16 protein-coding genes are annotated in these 18,230 nt (G+C 64.7%); 10 read left to right on the top strand and 6 right to left on the bottom strand.

Annotation, left to right across the window (positions count from 1 at the left end; translation table 11 throughout):
- Position 1 precedes the first annotated feature (1 nt).
- Positions 2-208, bottom strand: coding sequence for a DUF1674 domain-containing protein (locus ACIGJE_RS04280; protein WP_311934173.1), 207 nt, complete (start codon positions 206-208; stop codon positions 2-4).
- A 450-nt stretch (positions 209-658) separates the two neighbouring features.
- Between ACIGJE_RS04280 and ACIGJE_RS04275 the strand changes: the two genes are divergently transcribed.
- Positions 659-2,023 (top strand): NAD(P)-binding domain-containing protein, encoded by a 1,365-nt coding sequence (locus ACIGJE_RS04275; protein ID WP_311934172.1) that lies wholly within the window; start codon positions 659-661, stop codon positions 2,021-2,023.
- A 150-nt stretch (positions 2,024-2,173) separates the two neighbouring features.
- Here ACIGJE_RS04275 and ACIGJE_RS04270 read toward each other — a convergent pair whose 3' ends face one another.
- The gene (locus ACIGJE_RS04270; RefSeq protein ID WP_367623614.1) at positions 2,174-3,082 is read right to left on the bottom strand and encodes a LysR family transcriptional regulator; all 909 of its coding nucleotides are present in this window, start codon (positions 3,080-3,082) and stop codon (positions 2,174-2,176) included.
- A gap of 116 nt (positions 3,083-3,198) precedes the next feature.
- Here ACIGJE_RS04270 and ACIGJE_RS04265 point away from each other — a divergent pair, with 116 nt between their 5' ends.
- Positions 3,199-4,383 (top strand): MFS transporter, encoded by a 1,185-nt coding sequence (locus tag ACIGJE_RS04265; protein ID WP_415085807.1) that lies wholly within the window; start codon positions 3,199-3,201, stop codon positions 4,381-4,383.
- A gap of 129 nt (positions 4,384-4,512) precedes the next feature.
- Positions 4,513-5,547, top strand: coding sequence for an aldo/keto reductase (locus ACIGJE_RS04260; protein ID WP_415085809.1), 1,035 nt, complete (start codon positions 4,513-4,515; stop codon positions 5,545-5,547).
- A 288-nt stretch (positions 5,548-5,835) separates the two neighbouring features.
- Here ACIGJE_RS04260 and ACIGJE_RS04255 read toward each other — a convergent pair whose 3' ends face one another.
- A complete protein-coding gene (locus ACIGJE_RS04255) occupies positions 5,836-8,280 on the bottom strand; it encodes a GcvT family protein (protein WP_415085811.1) in 2,445 nt (814 codons plus the stop codon).
- 112 nt (positions 8,281-8,392) lie between these two features.
- Positions 8,393-9,283: a phosphotransferase gene (locus ACIGJE_RS04250; RefSeq protein WP_483680201.1), complete on the bottom strand. Its 891-nt coding sequence runs from the start codon at positions 9,281-9,283 to the stop codon at positions 8,393-8,395.
- A gap of 396 nt (positions 9,284-9,679) precedes the next feature.
- Between ACIGJE_RS04250 and ACIGJE_RS04245 the strand changes: the two genes are divergently transcribed.
- The 6 genes from ACIGJE_RS04245 (at position 9,680) to ACIGJE_RS04220 (ending at position 15,454) form a co-directional block, all read left to right on the top strand.
- The gene (locus tag ACIGJE_RS04245) at positions 9,680-10,948 is read left to right on the top strand and encodes a paraquat-inducible protein A (protein WP_483679382.1); all 1,269 of its coding nucleotides are present in this window, start codon (positions 9,680-9,682) and stop codon (positions 10,946-10,948) included.
- Complete coding sequence (locus ACIGJE_RS04240) at positions 10,945-12,660, top strand: PqiB family protein (RefSeq protein ID WP_367623609.1); 1,716 nt, start codon at positions 10,945-10,947, stop codon at positions 12,658-12,660. Before ACIGJE_RS04245 ends, ACIGJE_RS04240 begins: the two co-directional genes overlap by 4 nt.
- On the top strand, positions 12,660-13,250 hold the full coding sequence (locus ACIGJE_RS04235) for a PqiC family protein (RefSeq protein WP_311934165.1): 591 nt from the start codon (positions 12,660-12,662) through the stop codon (positions 13,248-13,250). The genes ACIGJE_RS04240 and ACIGJE_RS04235 overlap by 1 nt, the downstream gene beginning before the upstream one ends.
- A gap of 176 nt (positions 13,251-13,426) precedes the next feature.
- A complete protein-coding gene (locus ACIGJE_RS04230) occupies positions 13,427-13,915 on the top strand; it encodes a DUF417 family protein (protein WP_415085834.1) in 489 nt (162 codons plus the stop codon).
- 208 nt (positions 13,916-14,123) lie between these two features.
- Positions 14,124-14,576, top strand: a complete 453-nt coding sequence (locus ACIGJE_RS04225; protein ID WP_415085814.1) for a carboxymuconolactone decarboxylase family protein — start codon at positions 14,124-14,126, stop codon at positions 14,574-14,576.
- Positions 14,576-15,454: a sigma-70 family RNA polymerase sigma factor gene (locus tag ACIGJE_RS04220; protein WP_415085816.1), complete on the top strand. Its 879-nt coding sequence runs from the start codon at positions 14,576-14,578 to the stop codon at positions 15,452-15,454. Before ACIGJE_RS04225 ends, ACIGJE_RS04220 begins: the two co-directional genes overlap by 1 nt.
- Positions 15,455-15,520: 66 nt before the next feature.
- Here ACIGJE_RS04220 and ACIGJE_RS04215 read toward each other — a convergent pair whose 3' ends face one another.
- On the bottom strand, positions 15,521-16,588 hold the full coding sequence (locus tag ACIGJE_RS04215) for an aldo/keto reductase (protein WP_415085818.1): 1,068 nt from the start codon (positions 16,586-16,588) through the stop codon (positions 15,521-15,523).
- A gap of 101 nt (positions 16,589-16,689) precedes the next feature.
- Between ACIGJE_RS04215 and ACIGJE_RS04210 the strand changes: the two genes are divergently transcribed.
- On the top strand, positions 16,690-17,601 hold the full coding sequence (locus ACIGJE_RS04210; RefSeq protein ID WP_415085820.1) for a LysR family transcriptional regulator: 912 nt from the start codon (positions 16,690-16,692) through the stop codon (positions 17,599-17,601).
- A gap of 165 nt (positions 17,602-17,766) precedes the next feature.
- On the opposite strand, the gene ACIGJE_RS04205 is transcribed toward ACIGJE_RS04210, so the two are convergent.
- Positions 17,767-18,207: an acetyltransferase gene (locus ACIGJE_RS04205; protein ID WP_415085822.1), complete on the bottom strand. Its 441-nt coding sequence runs from the start codon at positions 18,205-18,207 to the stop codon at positions 17,767-17,769.
- Positions 18,208-18,230 lie beyond the last annotated feature (23 nt).

Below are 18,230 nucleotides of genomic sequence, written 5' to 3'. Positions count from 1 at the left end.
TTCAAAAATCGGAAGCGATGCCCTTCACTTCCCAGTCGCCATAGCGCACGGGTTCGGGACCGTCGCGGCCATTGATCTCGCGCGGGCGCTCGGCCGGCTTCTCCGCTTTGCGGCGCTCGGCCGCCTCCGCGAGCGCGCGCTTGGCCGCTTCGCTCAAGGTCTTGCCTGGCGCGGCATGGGGAGGCGTGTCGGAGTCGGGAGCGGACATGGGTTCTCCATCGCAAATATGGTATGTTCGATCAAGCACTTCTATGAAAACTGGCCTGGTTATATGGGCGACGCCGACGCGTGCGCCGCCCGTGGGTAACGCGCCACGAGACTTGACCTTTGGGAACCAAAGTTCACGATGGCGGCCTGGCAGGTCCGCATTGCAGGCTTCCCATAGATGGGAGTCCGGATCAAAAAAACGAAGAGCCGACTTGTCATGGCGGCAGGTGAGATTATAGTCAGGAAATAAATATTATCCGCAGTGAAGTCTGCGGGACTTGGATTGCATGTCGACGGGCATCTCCCATCCGGCGTCATGCGAGCAGGTTCCCTCAGGCCAACGGCGGCCAAGTCGTGCTACGGCGGCTTCGGAGGAGGCTGGCGGAGCGCCAATAAGTACAGAAATCCAGACGCTCAAACCAACCGCCATATCGGCAGAGGGGAAGAATATATGACAAGAGTAGCCGTCATCGGCGCCGGTCCCTCGGGCTTGGCGCAGCTCCGCGCCTTCCAATCGGCCGCCCGCAAGGGTGCTGCCATTCCCGAAATCGTCTGCTTCGAAAAGCAGTCGGACTGGGGTGGGCTGTGGAACTACACCTGGCGCACGGGCCTCGACGAACATGGCGAGCCGGTGCATGGCAGCATGTACCGCTATCTTTGGTCGAACGGCCCCAAGGAATGCCTGGAATTCGCCGACTACTCTTTCGAGGAACATTTCGGCAAGCCGATCCCGTCCTACCCGCCGCGCGCGGTGCTGTGGGACTACATCAAGGGCCGCGTCGAGAAGGCGGACGTGCGCAAATGGGTGCGCTTCAACACGCCGGTACGCATGGTGCGTTTCGACGAGGCCACCAAGAAGTTCACGGTGACCGCCCATGAGCGCACCGAAGACCGCATGTATGATGAGGAGTTCGACTATGTCGTGGTGGCTTCCGGCCACTTCTCCACGCCGAACGTGCCCTATTTCGAGGGCGTGAAGAGCTTCAACGGCCGCGTGCTGCATGCGCACGACTTCCGTGACGCCCTGGAATTCAAGGGCAAGGACATCCTGATCGTCGGGCGCAGCTATTCGGCCGAAGACATCGGCTCGCAGTGCTGGAAATACGGCGCCAAGTCGGTGACCACCAGCTATCGTTCCAAGCCGATGGGCTTCAAATGGCCGGCCAATTTCGAAGAGCGCCCGCTGCTGCAGCGCCTGGAGAACCGCACGGCCTATTTCGCCGACGGCTCCAGCAAGGAGGTCGACGCGCTGATCCTGTGCACCGGCTACCAGCACCACTTCCCGTTCCTGCCGGACGATCTGCGCCTGAAGACCGCTAACCGGCTCTGGGCGGACCATCTCTACAAGGGTGTGATCTTCGACGGCAATCCGCAGCTCTTCTATATCGGCATGCAGGACCAGTTCTACACCTTCAACATGTTCGACGTGCAGGCCTGGTGGGCCCGTGACGTGATGATGGGCCGTATCAAGCTGCCGCCCGAAGCCGAACTCAAGGCCAATTTCGACAAATGGCGCGCCCGCGAGGAAACCCTCGAGGATGCCGAGCAGATGATCTGGTACCAGGGCGACTATGTGAAGGAGCTGCTGGCCGAGACCGACTATCCGCAGTTCGACATCGAGGCCACCAACAAGACCTTCATGGAGTGGGAACACCACAAGATGGAGGACATCATGGGCTTCCGCGACCATGGCTATCGCTCGCTGATGACCGGCACCATGGCGCCCAAGCACCACACCAAATGGGTCGAGGCGCTCGACGACAGCCTGGAGACCTATCTGCGCACCGAACCGGCGGCGGCCACCAAGGTCGCCTAGGGTATCCGTGACCGGAATTCAGGACGCCGGCCCCGACGAGCGCGGGGCCGGCGTTTGCGTTTCCTGGGACCGTCGGCTTCCAGCCGGCTCTTCACTACCAGCAAACGGCGCGGTTCCAAGAGCCGGCTGGAAGCCGGCGGTCCCAGGGATTCAGTGCCCCGGCCCTCCGATTCTTTCAGCCAGGAAATCCACGAAGGCGCGGATACGAGCCGCCAGATGGTCGTGGCCGACGAAGACGGCGTGGATCAGCTCAACGTCGAGGGCGTTGTAGTCCTCCAGCACCGGCACCAGCAGCCCGGCATCGATATCCGGCTGGACATGAAAGCGGCCGAGGCGCACCAGGCCGAGGCCATCCATGCAGAGCTTGCGCATGGTCGGCCCATTATTGGCCTTGAGATTACCGGCAACCTGCACGCGCCGCACGGATATCGAACCGGGATCGCGGAAGGGCCAGGTGTCGAGGCCACGCCGGAAGTTGAACAGCAGGCAGTTATGCCCTTCGAGTTCCTCGGGCGTGGCGGGCACGCCATGCCGCGCGACATAGGCCGGCGAAGCAGTGATCACGCGCTTGCTCTCCAGGATCTTGCGCGCCTTCAGCGCCGAATCGCGCAGGGGTCCCGAGCGGATGGCGATATCGGCCTTCTCCTCAACGAGGTCGATGACGTCGTCGGTGAGCGAGAGATCGAGCTCCACCTTGGGATAGCGGGCCAGGAAATCGGGCAGCACCGGCACGACGCAGCGCGCCCCGAATCCCACCGAGGCGCTGACGCGTAGCCGCCCGGCTGGCACGACCTCGCCACCGCTCGAGATCATTCGCTCCGTCTCGGCGATGTCGGCGAGAATGGCCTGGGCGCGGCCAAGATAGGTCTCCCCTTCCGGCGTGAGCTGCAGGGTTCGCGTCGTGCGCACCAGCAGGCGGGCTCCGAGCCGGTCCTCGATGCGAGTGACGAGCTTGCTCACCGCCGAGGGCGAGAGATGCAACTTGCGTCCGGCTGCCGAGAAACTGCGCAACTCGGCCGCGGTGACGAACACCTCCATCTCCCCGGCCCGGTTATCCATGACTATCCCTTATGAATTCAATTCAAAGCTATTCACTCATTATGCCCGATTATCATGGCAATGCGTAGCGATCATATTCGCCCCGACACTCATTCACCCTTGTTGGGACCACTCTCATGCCCCTCGCCCTCCTTGCCCTCACGATCGCGGCCTATGCGATCGGCACCACGGAGTTCGTGATCGTCGGCCTGCTGCCGACGGTCGCTTCCGATCTCGGCATCACCCTGCCGCTCGCCGGACTGATCGTCAGCGTCTACGCTCTTGGCGTGACTTTCGGCGCCCCCATCCTCACCGCCCTCACCGGACGCCTCGGCCGCAAGGGCCTGCTGCTCGGCCTGATGGCACTCTTCGTCGTCGGCAACAGCGCGGCCGCACTCAGCCCAAGTTATGAATTGCTACTGGTCGCCCGCGTGATCTCCGCCTTCGCCCATGGCGTGTTCTTTTCGGTCGGCGCTACCATCGCGGCCGATCTTGTCGCGCCCGATCGTCGCGCCTCGGCCATCGCCATGATGTTCATGGGCCTGACGGTGGCGATCGTCACCGGCGTGCCGCTCGGCACCTTCATCGGCCAGAGCTTCGGCTGGCGCGCCACCTTCTGGGGCGTCGCAGGCCTCGGCCTGATCGCTTTCATTGCCATCGCCGTGCTGCTGCCGGCCACGCTGCGCAGGGCGCCGCCGGCCAGGTTGATCGACCAGATCCGGGTTCTCGGCAGTGGCCGCCTGCTGCTGGTCTTCGCCATGACGGCGCTCGGCTATGGCGGCACCTTCGTCGCCTTCACCTATCTTGCCTCGATCCTGGAGAAGATCACCGGATTTGCCGCCGGCAGCGTCAGCCTGATCCTGGTGCTCTATGGCGCGGCGATCGCCGTGGGCAATCTCGTGGGCGGCCGCATCGCCGACCGCAATCCCGCCAAGGCGCTGATCGGCCTGTTCGCCCTGCAGGCTGCCGTGCTGGCTGCCTTTGCCTTCACCGCCACCTCGCCGGTGCTGACCCTGGTGACGCTGGCCGCCCTCGGTTTCCTGTCCTTCGCCAACGTGCCCGGCCTGCAGCTCTATGTGGTGCAGCTTGCCAAGGTCCATCGCCCGGCCGCCGTCGATGTCGCCTCGGCCCTCAACATCGCCGCCTTCAACCTCGGCATCGCCCTGGGCGCCTGGGTCGGCGGGCTGGTGGTGGCCTCACCGCTCGGCCTCGGCCTGACGCCCCTGGTCGGCGCCGCCCTGGTCGCCATCGCCCTGGTGCTGACGCTGTGGAGCGCCGCGCTCGACCGCCAGCCCGAACCCCAAAAGCGTTTTGCGATTTGAAGGGTTCCCCTCGAACCGCAAAGACGCGTCGAAACAAAGGATTTGAGCAAACAAGCGTTCAGCCAAGAACGCGCCTTGCTCCGGGCCAGTCAGCCTGAATCCGCTCTGCCTTTTGGAAAGGACATCACCATGGACTATCGTCGTCTCGGCGCATCCGGCCTGAAAGTGCCGGTCCTCAGCTTCGGTGCCGGCACGTTCGGCGGCTCGGGACCCCTGTTCGGCGCCTGGGGCACCACGGACGAGAAGGAGGCGCGCCGCCTTCTCGACATCTGCCTGGAAGCCGGCGTGAACCTGTTCGACACCGCGGACGTCTATTCGAACGGCGCATCCGAAGAGGTTCTCGGCGCCGCCATCAAGGGCCGCCGCAGCGAGGTGCTGATCTCGACCAAGACCGCCCTGCCGATGGGCGACGGGCCCAATGACTACGGCACGTCGCGCGAGCGCCTGATCCGTGCCGTCGAGGCGGCGCTCCGCCGTCTCGGCACCGACCATATCGACCTCCTGCAGCTGCATGCCTTCGATGCGGGGACGCCGATCGAGGAGGTGCTCTCGACGCTGGACGGCCTCGTTCGTGCCGGCAAGGTGCGTTATCTCGGCGTCTCCAACTTCTCGGGCTGGCAGATCATGAAGTCGCTCGCCATCGCCGACCGGCATGGCTGGACGCGTTATGTCGCCAACCAGGCCTATTATTCCCTGATCGGACGCGACTATGAGTGGGAGCTGATGCCTCTCGGCCTCGACCAGGGCGTCGGCGCGCTGGTCTGGAGCCCGCTCGGCTGGGGCCGGCTTACCGGCAAGCTGCAGCGCGGCCAGGCACTGCCGGCCGGCAGCCGGCTGCACCAGACCGCCGATTTCGGCCCGCCGGTGGACGACGAACGCCTCTTCCGCGTCATCGACGCCCTGAACGACGTGGCCGAGGAAACCGGCAAGACCGTGCCGCAGATCGCCATCAACTGGCTCACCAGCCGCCCCACCGTCTCCTCGGTGATCATCGGCGCCCGCAACGAGGACCAGCTGAGGCAAAATCTCGGCGCCATCGGCTGGAGCCTGACGCCGGAACAGCGCCAGAAGCTCGACGCGGCCAGCGCGGTGGAAGCGGCCTATCCCTATTTCCCCTATCGCCGCCAGGAAGGCTTTGCGCGCCTGAACCCGCCGGCGGTGTGAGGGGCAGAGGGACGTCGGTGTTCGGCTAGGACCATAGATATTTGCCGAGCACCACCCCAATCTCAGCCTCGGTGGCAAAGTCCCCACGGTTGGCGTCGGCAAGGCCGGCTTCGATCTCCACACGCCACGGCTCACGCGAAGGGTTGGCTGTCTCGGCTGGCATGCGGGATGGGACGGCAGTGGCAGCAGTCGCGCCGCTGACGTCTCCCTCGCCCTGCGAAGCGGAGAGAGGGGGCGGGTGAGAGGCTGCGCTGTGTCTCGCCTTACCCTTAATATTCGACATCTCGGTTACCCCTTCACCCGCTCCATTTTCGGGTCGTAGAGCGGCTCCAGGAACACCTCAGCCTTCACCCGTTCCGTCGCGACTTCCAGCTCATAGCTGCCGGAAAGCACATAGTCGGCGTCGACGCCGGCGGGATCGCGGACATAGCCGTAGCCGATGTTCTTACCCACCGTGTAGCCATAGCCGGCCGAGGCCAGCCAGCCGCAGCGCTTGCCGTTGCGATAGATGGTCTCGCGGCCGAGCAGGATCACCTTGGGGTCATCGACGGTAAAGCCGGCCAGCAGGCGCGGCAGCGGCTTGGCCGCCTGGTCGAGCAGGGCCTCGCGGCCGAGGAAGGGGATGTCCTTCTTCAGCTTCGCCGCCCAGCCGAGGCCGGCCATCAGGGGCGAATGATCCGGCCCGATCTCGCCGCCCCAGGCCCGGTAGCCCTTTTCCAGCCGCAGCGATTCGATGGCGCGATAGCCGGCATTGACGAGACCGAGCGGCGTGCCGGCCGCCATCAGCGCATCATAGACCGTCAGCGCGAACTCCATCGGCACATGCAGCTCCCAGCCGAGTTCGCCGACATAGGTGACGCGCAGGGCCAGGATGCGCGCGCCGGCAATGTGCAGCGGCCGGGCGCTGCCGAAGGGCGCGGCGGCATTGGAAAGATCCTCAGCCGTGAGCGCTCCCAGGATCTCGCGCGCCTTGGGGCCCATCAGCACCAGCACGGAAAATTGCGAGGTGACGTCCTCGACCTCGACATCGAGCCCGTCCGGGATGTTGCGCCGGATCCAGTCGAGGTCATGGGTGGCAAAGCCGGTGCCGGTGACGAGGTAGTAGCTGCCGTCGCCGAGCCTGGCCACGGTGAGATCGGTCTCGATGCCGCCCTTGCGGTTGAGCATCTGGGTATAGGTCAGGCTGCCCGGCTTCTTGACCACGTCGTTGGCGCAGAGCCATGACAGCGCCTCGTTGGCGTCGCTCCCCCTCACGGTGAACTTGGCAAAGGAGGTCTGGTCGAACACCACGGCCGCCTCGCGGCAAGCCTTGTGCTCGCGGCCGACAGCTTCGAACCAGTTCTGGCGGCCATAGCTATAGACGTCCCTGGCCTCCTCGCCCGTTGCGGCGAACCAGTTGGGCCGCTCCCAGCCGAGCTTCTCGCCGAACACGGCGCCCTGCGCCTTGAGCCGGTCATAGAGCGGGGAACGACGCAGCGGACGGCCGGACTGATACTCCTCGAAGGGCCAGGCCATGGTGTAGTGCTTGGCATAGGCCTCCATGGTGCGCTGGCGCACCCAGCCGGTGTCGAGCGTGTTCTTGCCGAAGCGACGGATGTCGACGGCCCACAGATCATAGGGCGGCTCGCCCTTGGCCACCCATTCGGCCAGGGCCATGCCGGCGCCCCCGCCTGAGGCGATGCCGAAGGCGTTGAAGCCGCAGCCGACATAGACGCCCTTGGTTTCCGGTGCCGCGCCGAGAATGAAATTGCCGTCGGGCGTGAAGCTCTCGGGCCCGTTGATGAACTGCTTGACGCCGACATTTTCCATGGCGGGCACGCGGCCGATGGCAAGCTCCATCAGCGGCTCGAAATGGTCGAGATCGTTCTCCAGCAGCTGGAACTCGAACTTTTCGGTGGCGCCTGTATTGGCCCAGGGCTTGGGGTTGGGCTCGTAGCCGCCCATCACCAGGCCGCCGACCTCCTCCTTCCAATAGGTAAGGCGGTCGGGATCGCGCAAGGTCGGCAGGTTGGAGGTGACGCCCTCGATCCGCTCGGTGATCAGATATTGATGCTGCATCGACACCAGGGGGATGTTGACCCCGGCCATGCGGCCGATCTCGCGCGACCATTGGCCGGCGCAGATCACGATCTTCTCGGCCTGGATACGGCCCTGGTCGGTCAAGACAGCCTTGGCGACGCCGCCCTCGACCTCGATGCCGGTGACGATGACGCCTTCGCGGAAAGTCACGCCGCCCATGCGCGCGCCCCTGGCGAGCGACTGGGTGATATCGGAGGGCGAGGCCTGCCCATCCGTCGGGAGGAAGGCGGCGCCAACCACGTCGTCCACCTGCATCAGCGGCCACAGATCCTGGGCTTCCTTGGGGCTGAGCAGCTGCATTTCCAGGCCGAAGGAGGTCGCCGTGGTGGCCTGGCGCTTCACCTCGGTCCAGCGTTCCTGGTTGCAGGCGAGCCTGAGGCCGCCATTGCGCTTCCAGCCGGTGGCCAGGCCCGTTTCCTGCTCCAGCCGGTCATAGAGGGCGACGGAATAGCCGAGCAGCTGGGTGATATTGGCATTGGTCCTGAGCTGGCCGACCAGGCCGGCCGCATGCCAGGTCGAGCCCGAAGTGAGCTTGCCGCGCTCGAGCACCAGCACGTCCGTCAGCCCCATCTTGGCGAGATGATAGGCGGTGGAACAGCCGATGATGCCGCCACCGATGATGACGATCTTGGCGGAAGTGGGCAGGTCGGACATGGAGATCTCCTGGGAGCGCGGACTTCCGGTCCGCTCTTGGAAACGCTGCGCTTAAGGGGAAGAGCGGATATCGCGACATGCAAACATGCCGCTGAGAAGTCCGCGCTCCAGGCTACCCATCCCGCCAGGCGGCATACGTCACCTCGTAGCGCCTGAGATTTTCGGCGGTATAGGCGACATAGTCGAAATCGAGGGCGGAATGGATTTCCGACACCATGCTCCACATGGCCTCACGGAGCAGGGAGGCCGCGGTCATGGCGGCCAGACGCCGGCGCAATCCATCATCGAGGGGCCGCTCGAAATAGGCCTCCGTCAGACTGTCACGCGCGGCGACGTCGAGCTCGGAATTGGAGGCAAGGCCGCCAAGATCGAACAGAGGCGAGTTGAAGCCGGCATAGTCCCAGTCGACCAGCCAGAGGCGCTTGCCGTCGTCGAGGAAATTGGCGGCGAGCAGATCGTTGTGACCGAAGACGATGTCGACCGGGCCGACGCCTTCCTCCAGCCGCTCGCTCTCGGCGAGCAGGCGCGGCAGCAGCGGCAGATGCCGGCTGGAGCCTTCCCTCAGCGTATGGCCATAGTCACGCAGGACCTGAAACACCCAGAAAATCGCGGCCGGGCCCCGGAAGAAACGGGGCATCTCGCGATGGCAGCGTCGCACCAGTTCGATCATGGCCTGGTGGTTGCGGGGATCGCGCACATCCTCGGGCGTAAAGGTGCGCCCCTCGATGAAGCGCAGCACCAGCGCGCCCGGTTCGTGATGCACCACTTCCGGCGAGATGCCGGCGGCGAAGGCCGCCTTGCTGGCGGCCAGTTCGTTGGCGCGGCTGATCTGGTGCAGGGGAATGTCGTCACCGATCCGCACGACATATTTGCCGTCGCCGTTCACCACAGTGAAGTTGGTGTTGGTGATGCCGCCACCGAGCGGCTGCGGATCGACCCTGCCGCGCCAGCAGGCCAGGGTCGCCGCCCTCTCCCGGGGGCTGTGAAGCGGCACCTTGGGCATGGCGGCTCCGGATGGTTTGTTCAAGGTTGGGGCAGCCTAACCCGATCGGTATCAAATCGTCCAGACGGCGCGCCCGATAATGGTCGGGGGCACGAAGCCCCTTGGGCGTCGCCGAAGTCGGCACCTCGTCAATTCTAATACCGTCTAAGCCTTGGCTTTTCGTGCAGCATGCGACAAAAGGGGATCGGAAGCGGCGTATTGCAGCAAATGCAGTCGTCCGCGCACGAACGTTTGGAAAGAGCCGTTCGGGCTCAAGACATCGGAGTTACGGTCGGCCCGAAGGGAGACTTCAGGGAAGATTCGTCGTCTCCATTGGCGGAATGCCGCTACGGTAAGGCCGGAGTTCTTTTGTGATTCGAGTGCAACGGTAACATGGCGACCGGGCGGACAGATCGGGTGATCACCCCGACGACGCGAAGTGCCACCCAGATCATGGAGTGCCACGACTGCGGGCTGCTGCACGACGTGCCGCCGCTTCAGGACGGCATGCGCGCGCGCTGCTCGCGTTGCGGCGCCACCATGGAGCATTACCGCGCCATCTCGCTGAGCCATGCCTATGCCTATAGCCTGGCCGGCGCCGCCTGCTTTGCCATGGCCAATTTCCTGCCTTTCATCAAGCTGGAGATCTCAGGGCGGATACAGGTCGCCGGGCTCGTCACCGGCATCAAGTCGCTCTACGACCAGGGCCTGTGGGAACTGGCGATCGTCGTCGGCATCACCATGCTGGTGGCGCCAGGCCTGCAGATTCTCGCCCGCCTCGCGGTCCTGACCGGGCTGAGGATGCGGCGTCCGCCGCGCTGGCTGCCTCTGGTTCATCGCGGCTCCAGTTTCGTCGGCCGCTGGGCGATGATCGAGGTCTACATATTCGGCCTGATCGTCGCCTATGTGAAGCTGATCGAGCTCGCCAGCATCGAACTCGGTCCCGCTGTATTCGCGGTAGCGGCACTGATGCTGGTGACGGTAGCGACCAGCGCCCTGCTCGACGACGAGACCATCTGGCGCAGCTTCGAGCGCAAGGGCCTGGTGCCGCCGCCGCCGGTGGTGAACCCCAGGCGACCCGTGGCGCTGTGCGAAGCCTGCGGGCTTGCCTCCAACCTGCCCGATTCGGGCCACGGCAACTGTCCGCGCTGCAAGGCGGCGCTACATCTGCGCAAGCCCGACAGCATCAACCGCACCTGGGCCCTGCTGATCACCGCCACCATCCTCTACATCCCCGCCAACATCTACCCGATCATGGCGGTCTATATGCTGGGGCGCGGAGATCCCTCCACCATCATCGGCGGCATCATCCAGCTGGCGGATGCCGGCATGTGGCCGGTGGCGGCGGTGGTCTTCATCGCCTCGATCCTGGTGCCCACGCTCAAGCTGGCGGGCTTGGCGACCTTGCTGATCACCACCCAGCGCGGCTCGACCTGGCGCCTGCGGGACCGCACCGTCGCCTATCGCCTTATCGAATTCATCGGGCGCTGGTCGATGGTCGACATCTTCATGATCTCGATCCTGGTGGCGCTGGTGCAATTGGGCGGGGTGGCCAGCATCCAGCCCGGCGTCGGCGCCATCGCCTTCGCCGCCGTGGTGATCATCACCATGATCGCGTCCGAATGTTTCGATCCCCGCCTGATGTGGGACAATCTCGACCGCCAGAAGGGAAAGCCAAGCCATTGACCGATTCCGATGCCCCCAAAAATGGCGCTTTCGAGCACGGCGACGGCCCGGCCACACCCGAGATCGGCAAGCCGCGCCGGCGCCTGCCCCTGATCTGGCTGGTGCCGCTGGCCGCGATCGGGATCGGGCTCTATCTGGCCTGGGTGACGCTGTCGGAGAAGGGTCCCGAGATCACTATCTCCTTCCGCACCGCCGAAGGGCTGGAACCGGGCAAGACCCAGCTGCGCTACAAGGCCATCGTATTCGGCACGGTGAAGAGCGTGACGCTGGCGCCCGACGGCAGCCACGTCATCGCCACGGCCGAGATGTCCAAGCAGGCTGCTCCCCTGATGCGCCGGGACTCGCTGTTCTGGGTGGTGCGCCCGCGCCTGTCGGCGAGTTCGGGCGTGTCGGGCCTGTCGACCCTGCTGTCCGGCGTCTATATCGAGTTCGATCCGGCCAAGTCCGGCGAGACGACCGACAGCTTCACCGGTCTGGAGGTACCGCCCGTCATCCCCACCGACGCTCCGGGCACCGAATTCGCCCTCAAAGCCACCAAGATCGGCTCGGTCGGCGTCGGCTCGCCGATCTTCTATCGCGGCCTCGAAGTCGGCCAGGTCCTGGGCTACGATTCCTCCAATGCCTCGGCCGGTATCACCATCCGCGCCTTCGTCCGCGACCCCTATGACAGGGAAGTGCTGACCTCCAGTAATTTCTGGAGCGCTTCGGGCGTTTCGCTCACCACGGGTCCGCAAGGCTTCCGGCTGCAGCTCGATTCCCTCCAGGCCCTGCTCGCAGGTGGCATCGCCTTCGATACGCCGACGGGCGTGCCGGCGGGCGAGCGGGCTCCCCCCAAGACGGCTTTCACCCTCTACAGCGACCAGGCCAGCGCCGACGAGGCCAGATACACCATCCGCCTGCGCTATCTGGTCTATTTCGACTCGTCGGTCGGCGGTCTCGTTCCCGGCTCCAATGTGGAGTGGCATGGCCTCAAGATCGGCCAGGTCGTCGACGTCAACCTGCAATATGACGTCACCAAGAATGCGCCGCGCGCACCGGTGCTGATCGAGATCGAACCGCAGCGCGTCCAGGTGGTCGGCGCCACCGGCCCGATCGATCCCGAAACCGTGCTGAAGTCGCTGGTCGCCAAGGGTCTGCGCGCCGAGATCAAGACCAGCAACTATCTCACCGGCCAGAGCGTGGTGTCGTTGGATATCGATCCCAAGGCTGCACCGGCCCAATTGGGAACCGGCGACGCCTATCCGGTGATCCCGACCAATCCGAACCAGTTCGATTCGGCCTTGCGCTCGGTCAACGACATTCTCGACCGCATTTCGAAGCTGCCGCTGGACAAGCTGGTGCTCCAGGCCAACGACACCATGAAGTCGTTCCAGGACCTGGCCGCCGGGCCGGAAATCAAGGAATCGCTGCGCTCGCTCGCCGGCGCCCTCACTTCCGCACGGGAGCTGATCGACAAGGCCAAGACGGACCTTGCGCCGGCCATGCAGAGGCTGCAGCCGGTGCTCGACACCGCCCAGCAGTCGATGAAGCGCATCAATTCCACCCTGGGCTCCTTCGACCAGGGCTATGGCGGCTCGTCCAGCTTCAAGCGCGACCTCACGCGCCTGATGTCGCAGGTCGACGATGCCGTGCGCTCCATCCGCGTGCTCACCGACTATATGCAGCAGCACCCCGAATCCCTGATCCGGGGCAAGACCAGAGGAAGCAACTGATGCCGTTCTCCTCCGCCCGCCGTTCTGGACGCATTGCAGCCCTTGCAGGCCTGGGCCTGGCTCTCGCTTTGCTCGCGGCCTGCGCCTCGCCGGACGCCAAGATCTACACCTTGGCTGCCCAGGGCGGGCAAAGGGTTGCGGGCCGGCCGGTCTCGGTGTCGATCGAAACGGTGGACGTGGCGAAATATCTCGACCGCCCGCAGCTGGTGCGCCGCTCCGGTGACGTCCAGCTCGGGGTCTCCGAGTTCGAGCGCTGGGGCGAGCCGCTGGGCTCCATGGTGCAGCGCGTGCTGGCCGAGGATTTGCGCCGGCGCCTGCCCGCCGGCTCGCTGGTGACCACCAGCCAGACGGTATCCGGCAAGGAATCGGCGACGCTGGAGCTCTCGGTGAGCCGCTTCGACACCAATGCAGAAGGCGTCGTGCTGCTGCAGGCACAATGGCGTCTGCATTACCGCAATGGCGGCCGCAGCGCGGCGGCCCAGGCCAATATCGCCGTGCCCCCGGCCGATGCGGGAGCGCCCGCCCAAGTCGAGGCGATGAGCTCGGCCCTCGACCAGCTCGCCGGGCATATCGCCGCCAAGCTGCGCTGACGAGAGCACGCCACTTCTCGAGTCCGCCATAAGCGCGGACCGCCCATACATGTCATTGTGAGCCGCCAAACACCGGATCAACGTAACGCCGGTTCTTTCCCAACGTAGTGGTTGCGAGGAACGCGCATCAGCGCGCCTTCGAAATCACTATGCCAAAAAGGAAAGAAGTGACCCACATGAATACAGTCTTCCACATCTCGGAAAACGGAAGCGGCTCCTATCGTTTTCTGGCGATTCTCCGCTGGGTCATGGTGATAATCTTCGTGTCGTTCGGCATGCAGAAATTCACATTGCAGTCGGCCCAGGGCATTGCCCAATTCATTACCAACAGCCCCTTCATCTCATGGTTGTCGCTGCTCGGCCTGCGGGGTGAAGCGTATTTCCTCGGTGTTGCCGAGTTCGCCATTGCGGCGCTGCTTGCGGCAGGGGCGTTCAGCCCGATCCTGTCGGCTGCCGGTTCGCTGATGGGCATCGTCACCTTCGCGATCACCTGGTCGTTCTTCTTCACCACACCCGGGGTGGTGCAATGGAGCCTGTCGAGCGATCCGATGGCCTGGAATCTGACCGGGGAGTTCCTGTTCAAGGACATCGTCCTGCTTTGTGTCTGCGTTGTCCTGTTCCTGGCCTCCTTGCCACGGTCTCTTGCAGGCTCGCGAGCAGGCTGAAACCCTTTCCGGGAGGGCCTGTCGGCAGCCGGGCTAAATAAACTTTTTAAAACAAATAGTTATGGCAGGCTGAAATCCACCCGGATCGCAGTTTGCGCTCGCATCGAGGCGCCTATTCCAGAATCTGGCTCAAAAAATTTCGCCTCCATGTCACAGCGGCGGAGGCCGGCTCGTCATGTCCGTGCAAACCGATCAAGAGGACATGATCATGAAAGCCAGACTGAACCCCTTCGCCGCCTCGCCCGCCATCATGAAGCAGTGGCTCGATTTTTCGACCGGCATCGATGGCCTCGAGGTGAGCCTGATGGAACTGGTCAAGATGCGCGCTTCCCAGATCAATGGCTGCGGCTTCTGCCTGCATATGCACGCCCTCGATGCGCGCAAGCTTGGCGAGAGCGAGGAACGGCTCTATCTGCTCGACGCCTGGCGCGAATCGCCGCTCTATAACGAGCGCGAACGCGCAGCCCTGGCCTGGACGGAAGCCCTCACTTTGGTCGCCGACAAGCGCGCGCCCGACGATGTCTATGAGCAGGTGAAGGCGCAGTTCACCGAGGAGGAACAGGTGAAGCTCACTTTGCTGATCGTCGCCATCAATGGCTGGAACCGGGTCAATGTCGGCTTCAATGCCGTGCATTCGGTGCGCGCGAAAGCGGCGGCCTGATGGCGGGCGCTCTCCAGAGCGATGCGGCCGCAAGCTTCGACCCCTTGCGGCCGCGCCTGATCCGTATCGCCTATCGCATGCTGGGATCGGTCGCCGATGCCGAGGACGTGGTGCAGGATGCCTTCCTGCGCTGGCTCGACGCGGATCGCAGCGAGGTGCGCGTGCCCTTGGCCTTCCTCACCCGTACCGTCACCCGGCTCTGCCTCGACGTGCTCAAATCGGCCCGGCGCCAGCGCGAGACCTATATCGGTCCCTGGCTGCCCGAGCCGGTGATCGAGGAGGGTGGTGACGAGGTCGAGGACGTCACCCTGCCCCTGCTGCTGGCGCTCGAGCGGCTCTCCCCGCTGGAACGCGCCGCCTTCCTGCTTCACGACGTCTTTGGCGTTTCTTTCGACGAGATCGCCGAGACGATCGGACGCGATGCCGCCGCCTGCCGCCAGCTCGCCAGCCGGGCACGCACCCATGTTCGTGCCTCCAGGCCGCGTTTCGACATGCCGAAGGAGCGGGGCCTGGAGATCGCCCACGCCTTCTTCGCGGCCTCGCGCAGCGGCGACATGACGGCGCTCCAGGCTTTGCTGGCCGCCGATGTCGCCGTGCATTCCGACGGTGGTGGCAAGAAGCCGGCCGCGATGAAGCCGATCTTCGGCATCGAGGACGTGATGAAGCTGCAGGCGGGCCTGGCGCATTACTTCGCCGAGACCATGTCGAAGCTGGTGCGCTTCACCTATATCAACGGCCTGCCGGGCTTCATCACCATCGAACGCGACGACACGCTGCAGACCACCGCCCTCGACATCCGCGATGGCCGGATCGTCGGCATCTACGTCACCCGCAATCCCGACAAGCTCAAACATATCGAGGAGGCGACCCTGCATTGAAGGGAAGGCGGCAGCAAGCTTGGTTTGAGGGGCGGCGCGACCTTTTCTATTGAAAAATAGTCCTTTTCACCCCCGCGTCGGGATCTTCAGCCCGCCAAACATCACATTGCGTGTCAGCGGACGATTGAGGAAGTCGTGCGGGAAGCCGAGTTCGATGGCGCTGGCCGCCTCCAGCCGGCTGCGCTGCTCGTCCGAGAACGTCACCTCGAGCGCACCAAGATTGTCCTCGAGCTGGGCCAGGGTGCGCGCGCCGACGAGGGGCGAGGCGACCGCCGGATTGGTCAGGGTCCAGGCCAGGGCCACCTGCGAGGGCGTATGCCCGGTCTCGCCGGCAACCGCCTTGACCACGTCGGCGATATCGAGACCGCGTACGGTGAGCGCCCCATTGCCGAGCGCGACGTTGCGGCGGGTGCCGGAAGCTTCGGCCGAGCCGCCGCTGTCGTCGAGATCGGCCCGGCTGTATTTGCCGGCGAGCACGCCGCTGGCCAGCGGCGACCAGGGAATGACGCCGAGGCCCAGATCGCGGGCCATCGGCACCAGCTCACGCTCGATCGTGCGCTCGATCAGATTGTATTCGACCTGCAGGGCGATCAGCGGCGCCCAGCCGCGGAGATCGGCGATGGTCTGCATGCGGGCGATCTGCCAGGCCGGAGCATCCGAAATGCCGGCATAGACGATCTTGCCCGAGCGCACGAGGTCGTCGAGGCCGCGCAATACTTCCTCCACCGGCGTGGTGAAGTCCCAGGCGTGCAGATAGAGCAGGTCGATATAATCGGTGCGGAGCCGCTTCAGACTGTCCTCGACCGAACGCACCATGCTCCTTCGGTGGTTGCCGCCGGAATTGGGATCGCCCGGGCGGGAGGGCAGCGTGTATTTGGTGGCGATCACCAGCCGGTCGCGGCGGTCGGCGGCGAAGGTGCCGACGAAGCGCTCGGACGTACCGTTGGTATATTGGTTGGCGGTGTCGATGAAATTGCCGCCGCGATCGACATAGGTATCGAAGATGCGGCGGGCTTCCGCCTCATCGGCACCCCAGCCCCAATCCGTGCCGAAGGTCATCGTGCCCAGCGACAGCGGGGATATTCTGAGGCCCGAGCGGCCGAGCAGGCGGTAGTCATCCAAAGCGAGCGTCATGGGGGTCATCCTCCGTTGCGACGTTGCCGGCAAGATGCTCCCTGGAGACTGCTTCGTTAATGCTATAGAATACGCATAGCTTATGAAGAAGGGCGTATAGAATGCGAGGCAGCGAACATGTGGAACTGCGGGCTTTCGTCGCCGTGGTCGAGCATGGCAGCTTCGCGCGAGCGGCCGCTCATCTCGGGCTTTCCCCCTCCGCCCTGAGCCAGACCATCCGTTTGCTAGAGGAGAGGCTCGGCGTTCGCCTCCTCAACCGCACCACCCGCAGCGTGGCACCGAGCCAGGCCGGCGAGCGCTTCCTCGCCCGGTTGCGCCCGGCGCTGTCTGATCTCGACGCCGCCGTCGCCGACGTCAGGAGCCTGCGCGACAGCCCTGCCGGCCTCCTGCGCATCAACGCCACCCGCATCGCCGCCATCCATGTCATCGGGCCGCTGATCGGCCCTTTCCTCGACGCCTATCCCGACATCACGCTGGATCTCGTCAGCGAGGACCGGCTAATCGACATCGTGGCCAATCGCTTCGATGCCGGCGTGCGGCTCGGCGAGATGGTGGAAAAGGACATGATCGCCGTGCGGCTCGGGGGCGAACTCCGGCTGATGGCCGTGGCCGCCCCGGCCTATCTCGCCCGCCACGGCACACCCGTGACCCCGCACGACCTCGCCCGGCACCGCTGCATCAATTTCCGCTGGCCGACCGATCTCAGCCTCTATCATTGGGAGTTCGAGCGTGAAGGCCGCCCCCTCGAAGCCGCCGTCGAAGGTCCCCTGATCGTCAACGAACCGGAGGTCGCCTGCCTGGCGGCGCTCGCCGGCGTCGGCATCGCCTATCTGTTCGAGCACCAGATCCGCGCCGGGCTCGACTCCGGCCGGCTCGTCCATGTCCTGGCTGACTGGTCGCCGCCCTTTCCGGGCTTCCACCTCTATTATCCCAGCCGCCGCCAGATGGCCCCGCCGCTGCGGGCCTTCCTCGACTTCGTTGCGGCGAAGCAGGGCAAGGGTCCGAAAAACTGAGGATCATCCGTCAACAAACGAACCGAATTGGCTCGGCCTTTGTCACTGCCGGGCTCGACCCGGCAATCCAGTTCCTGCTCTCAGATGTCGAAGGCAAGGCCCCTGGATGCCCGGGTCAAGCCCGGGCATGACAAAGGTGGTGCTTCCGTTATTTCCGGACGATGCCTAATCCAGGCGCATATGCAGCAGCGGATAGGGGCGTCCGTCGCCATCGAGCGGGGAGCGGCCCGTCTCGATGAAGCCGAGGTGGCGGTAGAAGCCGACGGCCTGCGTGTTCTGCTCGTTGACGTCGACGCTCAACGAGCCCTCGCCTTGCTCCTTGGCATGGCGAACCAGCAAGGTGCCGATACCCTGGCCGCGGCTGTCGGGGTCGATGAACAGCGAATCGATATGGCGATCCGATATGCCCATGAAGGCGAGCAGCCGGTCGTCGCCATCGGCGGCAACATGCAGGGGCGCGGCCGGCAGATAATCATTGGCGACTAGCTTCTCGATCGCCTCGAAATCACCGGGCAGCAGGAAATCATGGGTCGCCCTCACCGACCTGCGCCAGATCTCAAGCAGGAAGGGCACGTCCGCCGGGCGGGAGGTGCGAAGAGTAATCATGACAAGCAAGTCCAATAAAGTGA

The organism is Labrys sp. E2SS-1L (genome assembly GCF_057073705.1).
This window is presented reverse-complemented; position numbering and strand designations above follow the sequence as displayed.

Coding starts and splice junctions, on each gene's coding strand:
- ACIGJE_RS04280 (WP_311934173.1), bottom strand. CDS start 208: ATGTCCGCTCCCGACTCCGACACGCCTCCCCATGCCGCGCCAGGCAAG.
- ACIGJE_RS04275 (WP_311934172.1), top strand. CDS start 659: ATGACAAGAGTAGCCGTCATCGGCGCCGGTCCCTCGGGCTTGGCGCAG.
- ACIGJE_RS04270 (WP_367623614.1), bottom strand. CDS start 3,082: ATGGATAACCGGGCCGGGGAGATGGAGGTGTTCGTCACCGCGGCCGAG.
- ACIGJE_RS04265 (WP_415085807.1), top strand. CDS start 3,199: ATGCCCCTCGCCCTCCTTGCCCTCACGATCGCGGCCTATGCGATCGGC.
- ACIGJE_RS04260 (WP_415085809.1), top strand. CDS start 4,513: ATGGACTATCGTCGTCTCGGCGCATCCGGCCTGAAAGTGCCGGTCCTC.
- ACIGJE_RS04255 (WP_415085811.1), bottom strand. CDS start 8,280: ATGTCCGACCTGCCCACTTCCGCCAAGATCGTCATCATCGGTGGCGGC.
- ACIGJE_RS04250 (WP_483680201.1), bottom strand. CDS start 9,283: ATGCCCAAGGTGCCGCTTCACAGCCCCCGGGAGAGGGCGGCGACCCTG.
- ACIGJE_RS04235 (WP_311934165.1), top strand. CDS start 12,660: ATGCCGTTCTCCTCCGCCCGCCGTTCTGGACGCATTGCAGCCCTTGCA.
- ACIGJE_RS04230 (WP_415085834.1), top strand. CDS start 13,427: ATGAATACAGTCTTCCACATCTCGGAAAACGGAAGCGGCTCCTATCGT.
- ACIGJE_RS04225 (WP_415085814.1), top strand. CDS start 14,124: ATGAAAGCCAGACTGAACCCCTTCGCCGCCTCGCCCGCCATCATGAAG.
- ACIGJE_RS04220 (WP_415085816.1), top strand. CDS start 14,576: ATGGCGGGCGCTCTCCAGAGCGATGCGGCCGCAAGCTTCGACCCCTTG.
- ACIGJE_RS04215 (WP_415085818.1), bottom strand. CDS start 16,588: ATGACGCTCGCTTTGGATGACTACCGCCTGCTCGGCCGCTCGGGCCTC.
- ACIGJE_RS04210 (WP_415085820.1), top strand. CDS start 16,690: ATGCGAGGCAGCGAACATGTGGAACTGCGGGCTTTCGTCGCCGTGGTC.
- ACIGJE_RS04205 (WP_415085822.1), bottom strand. CDS start 18,207: ATGATTACTCTTCGCACCTCCCGCCCGGCGGACGTGCCCTTCCTGCTT.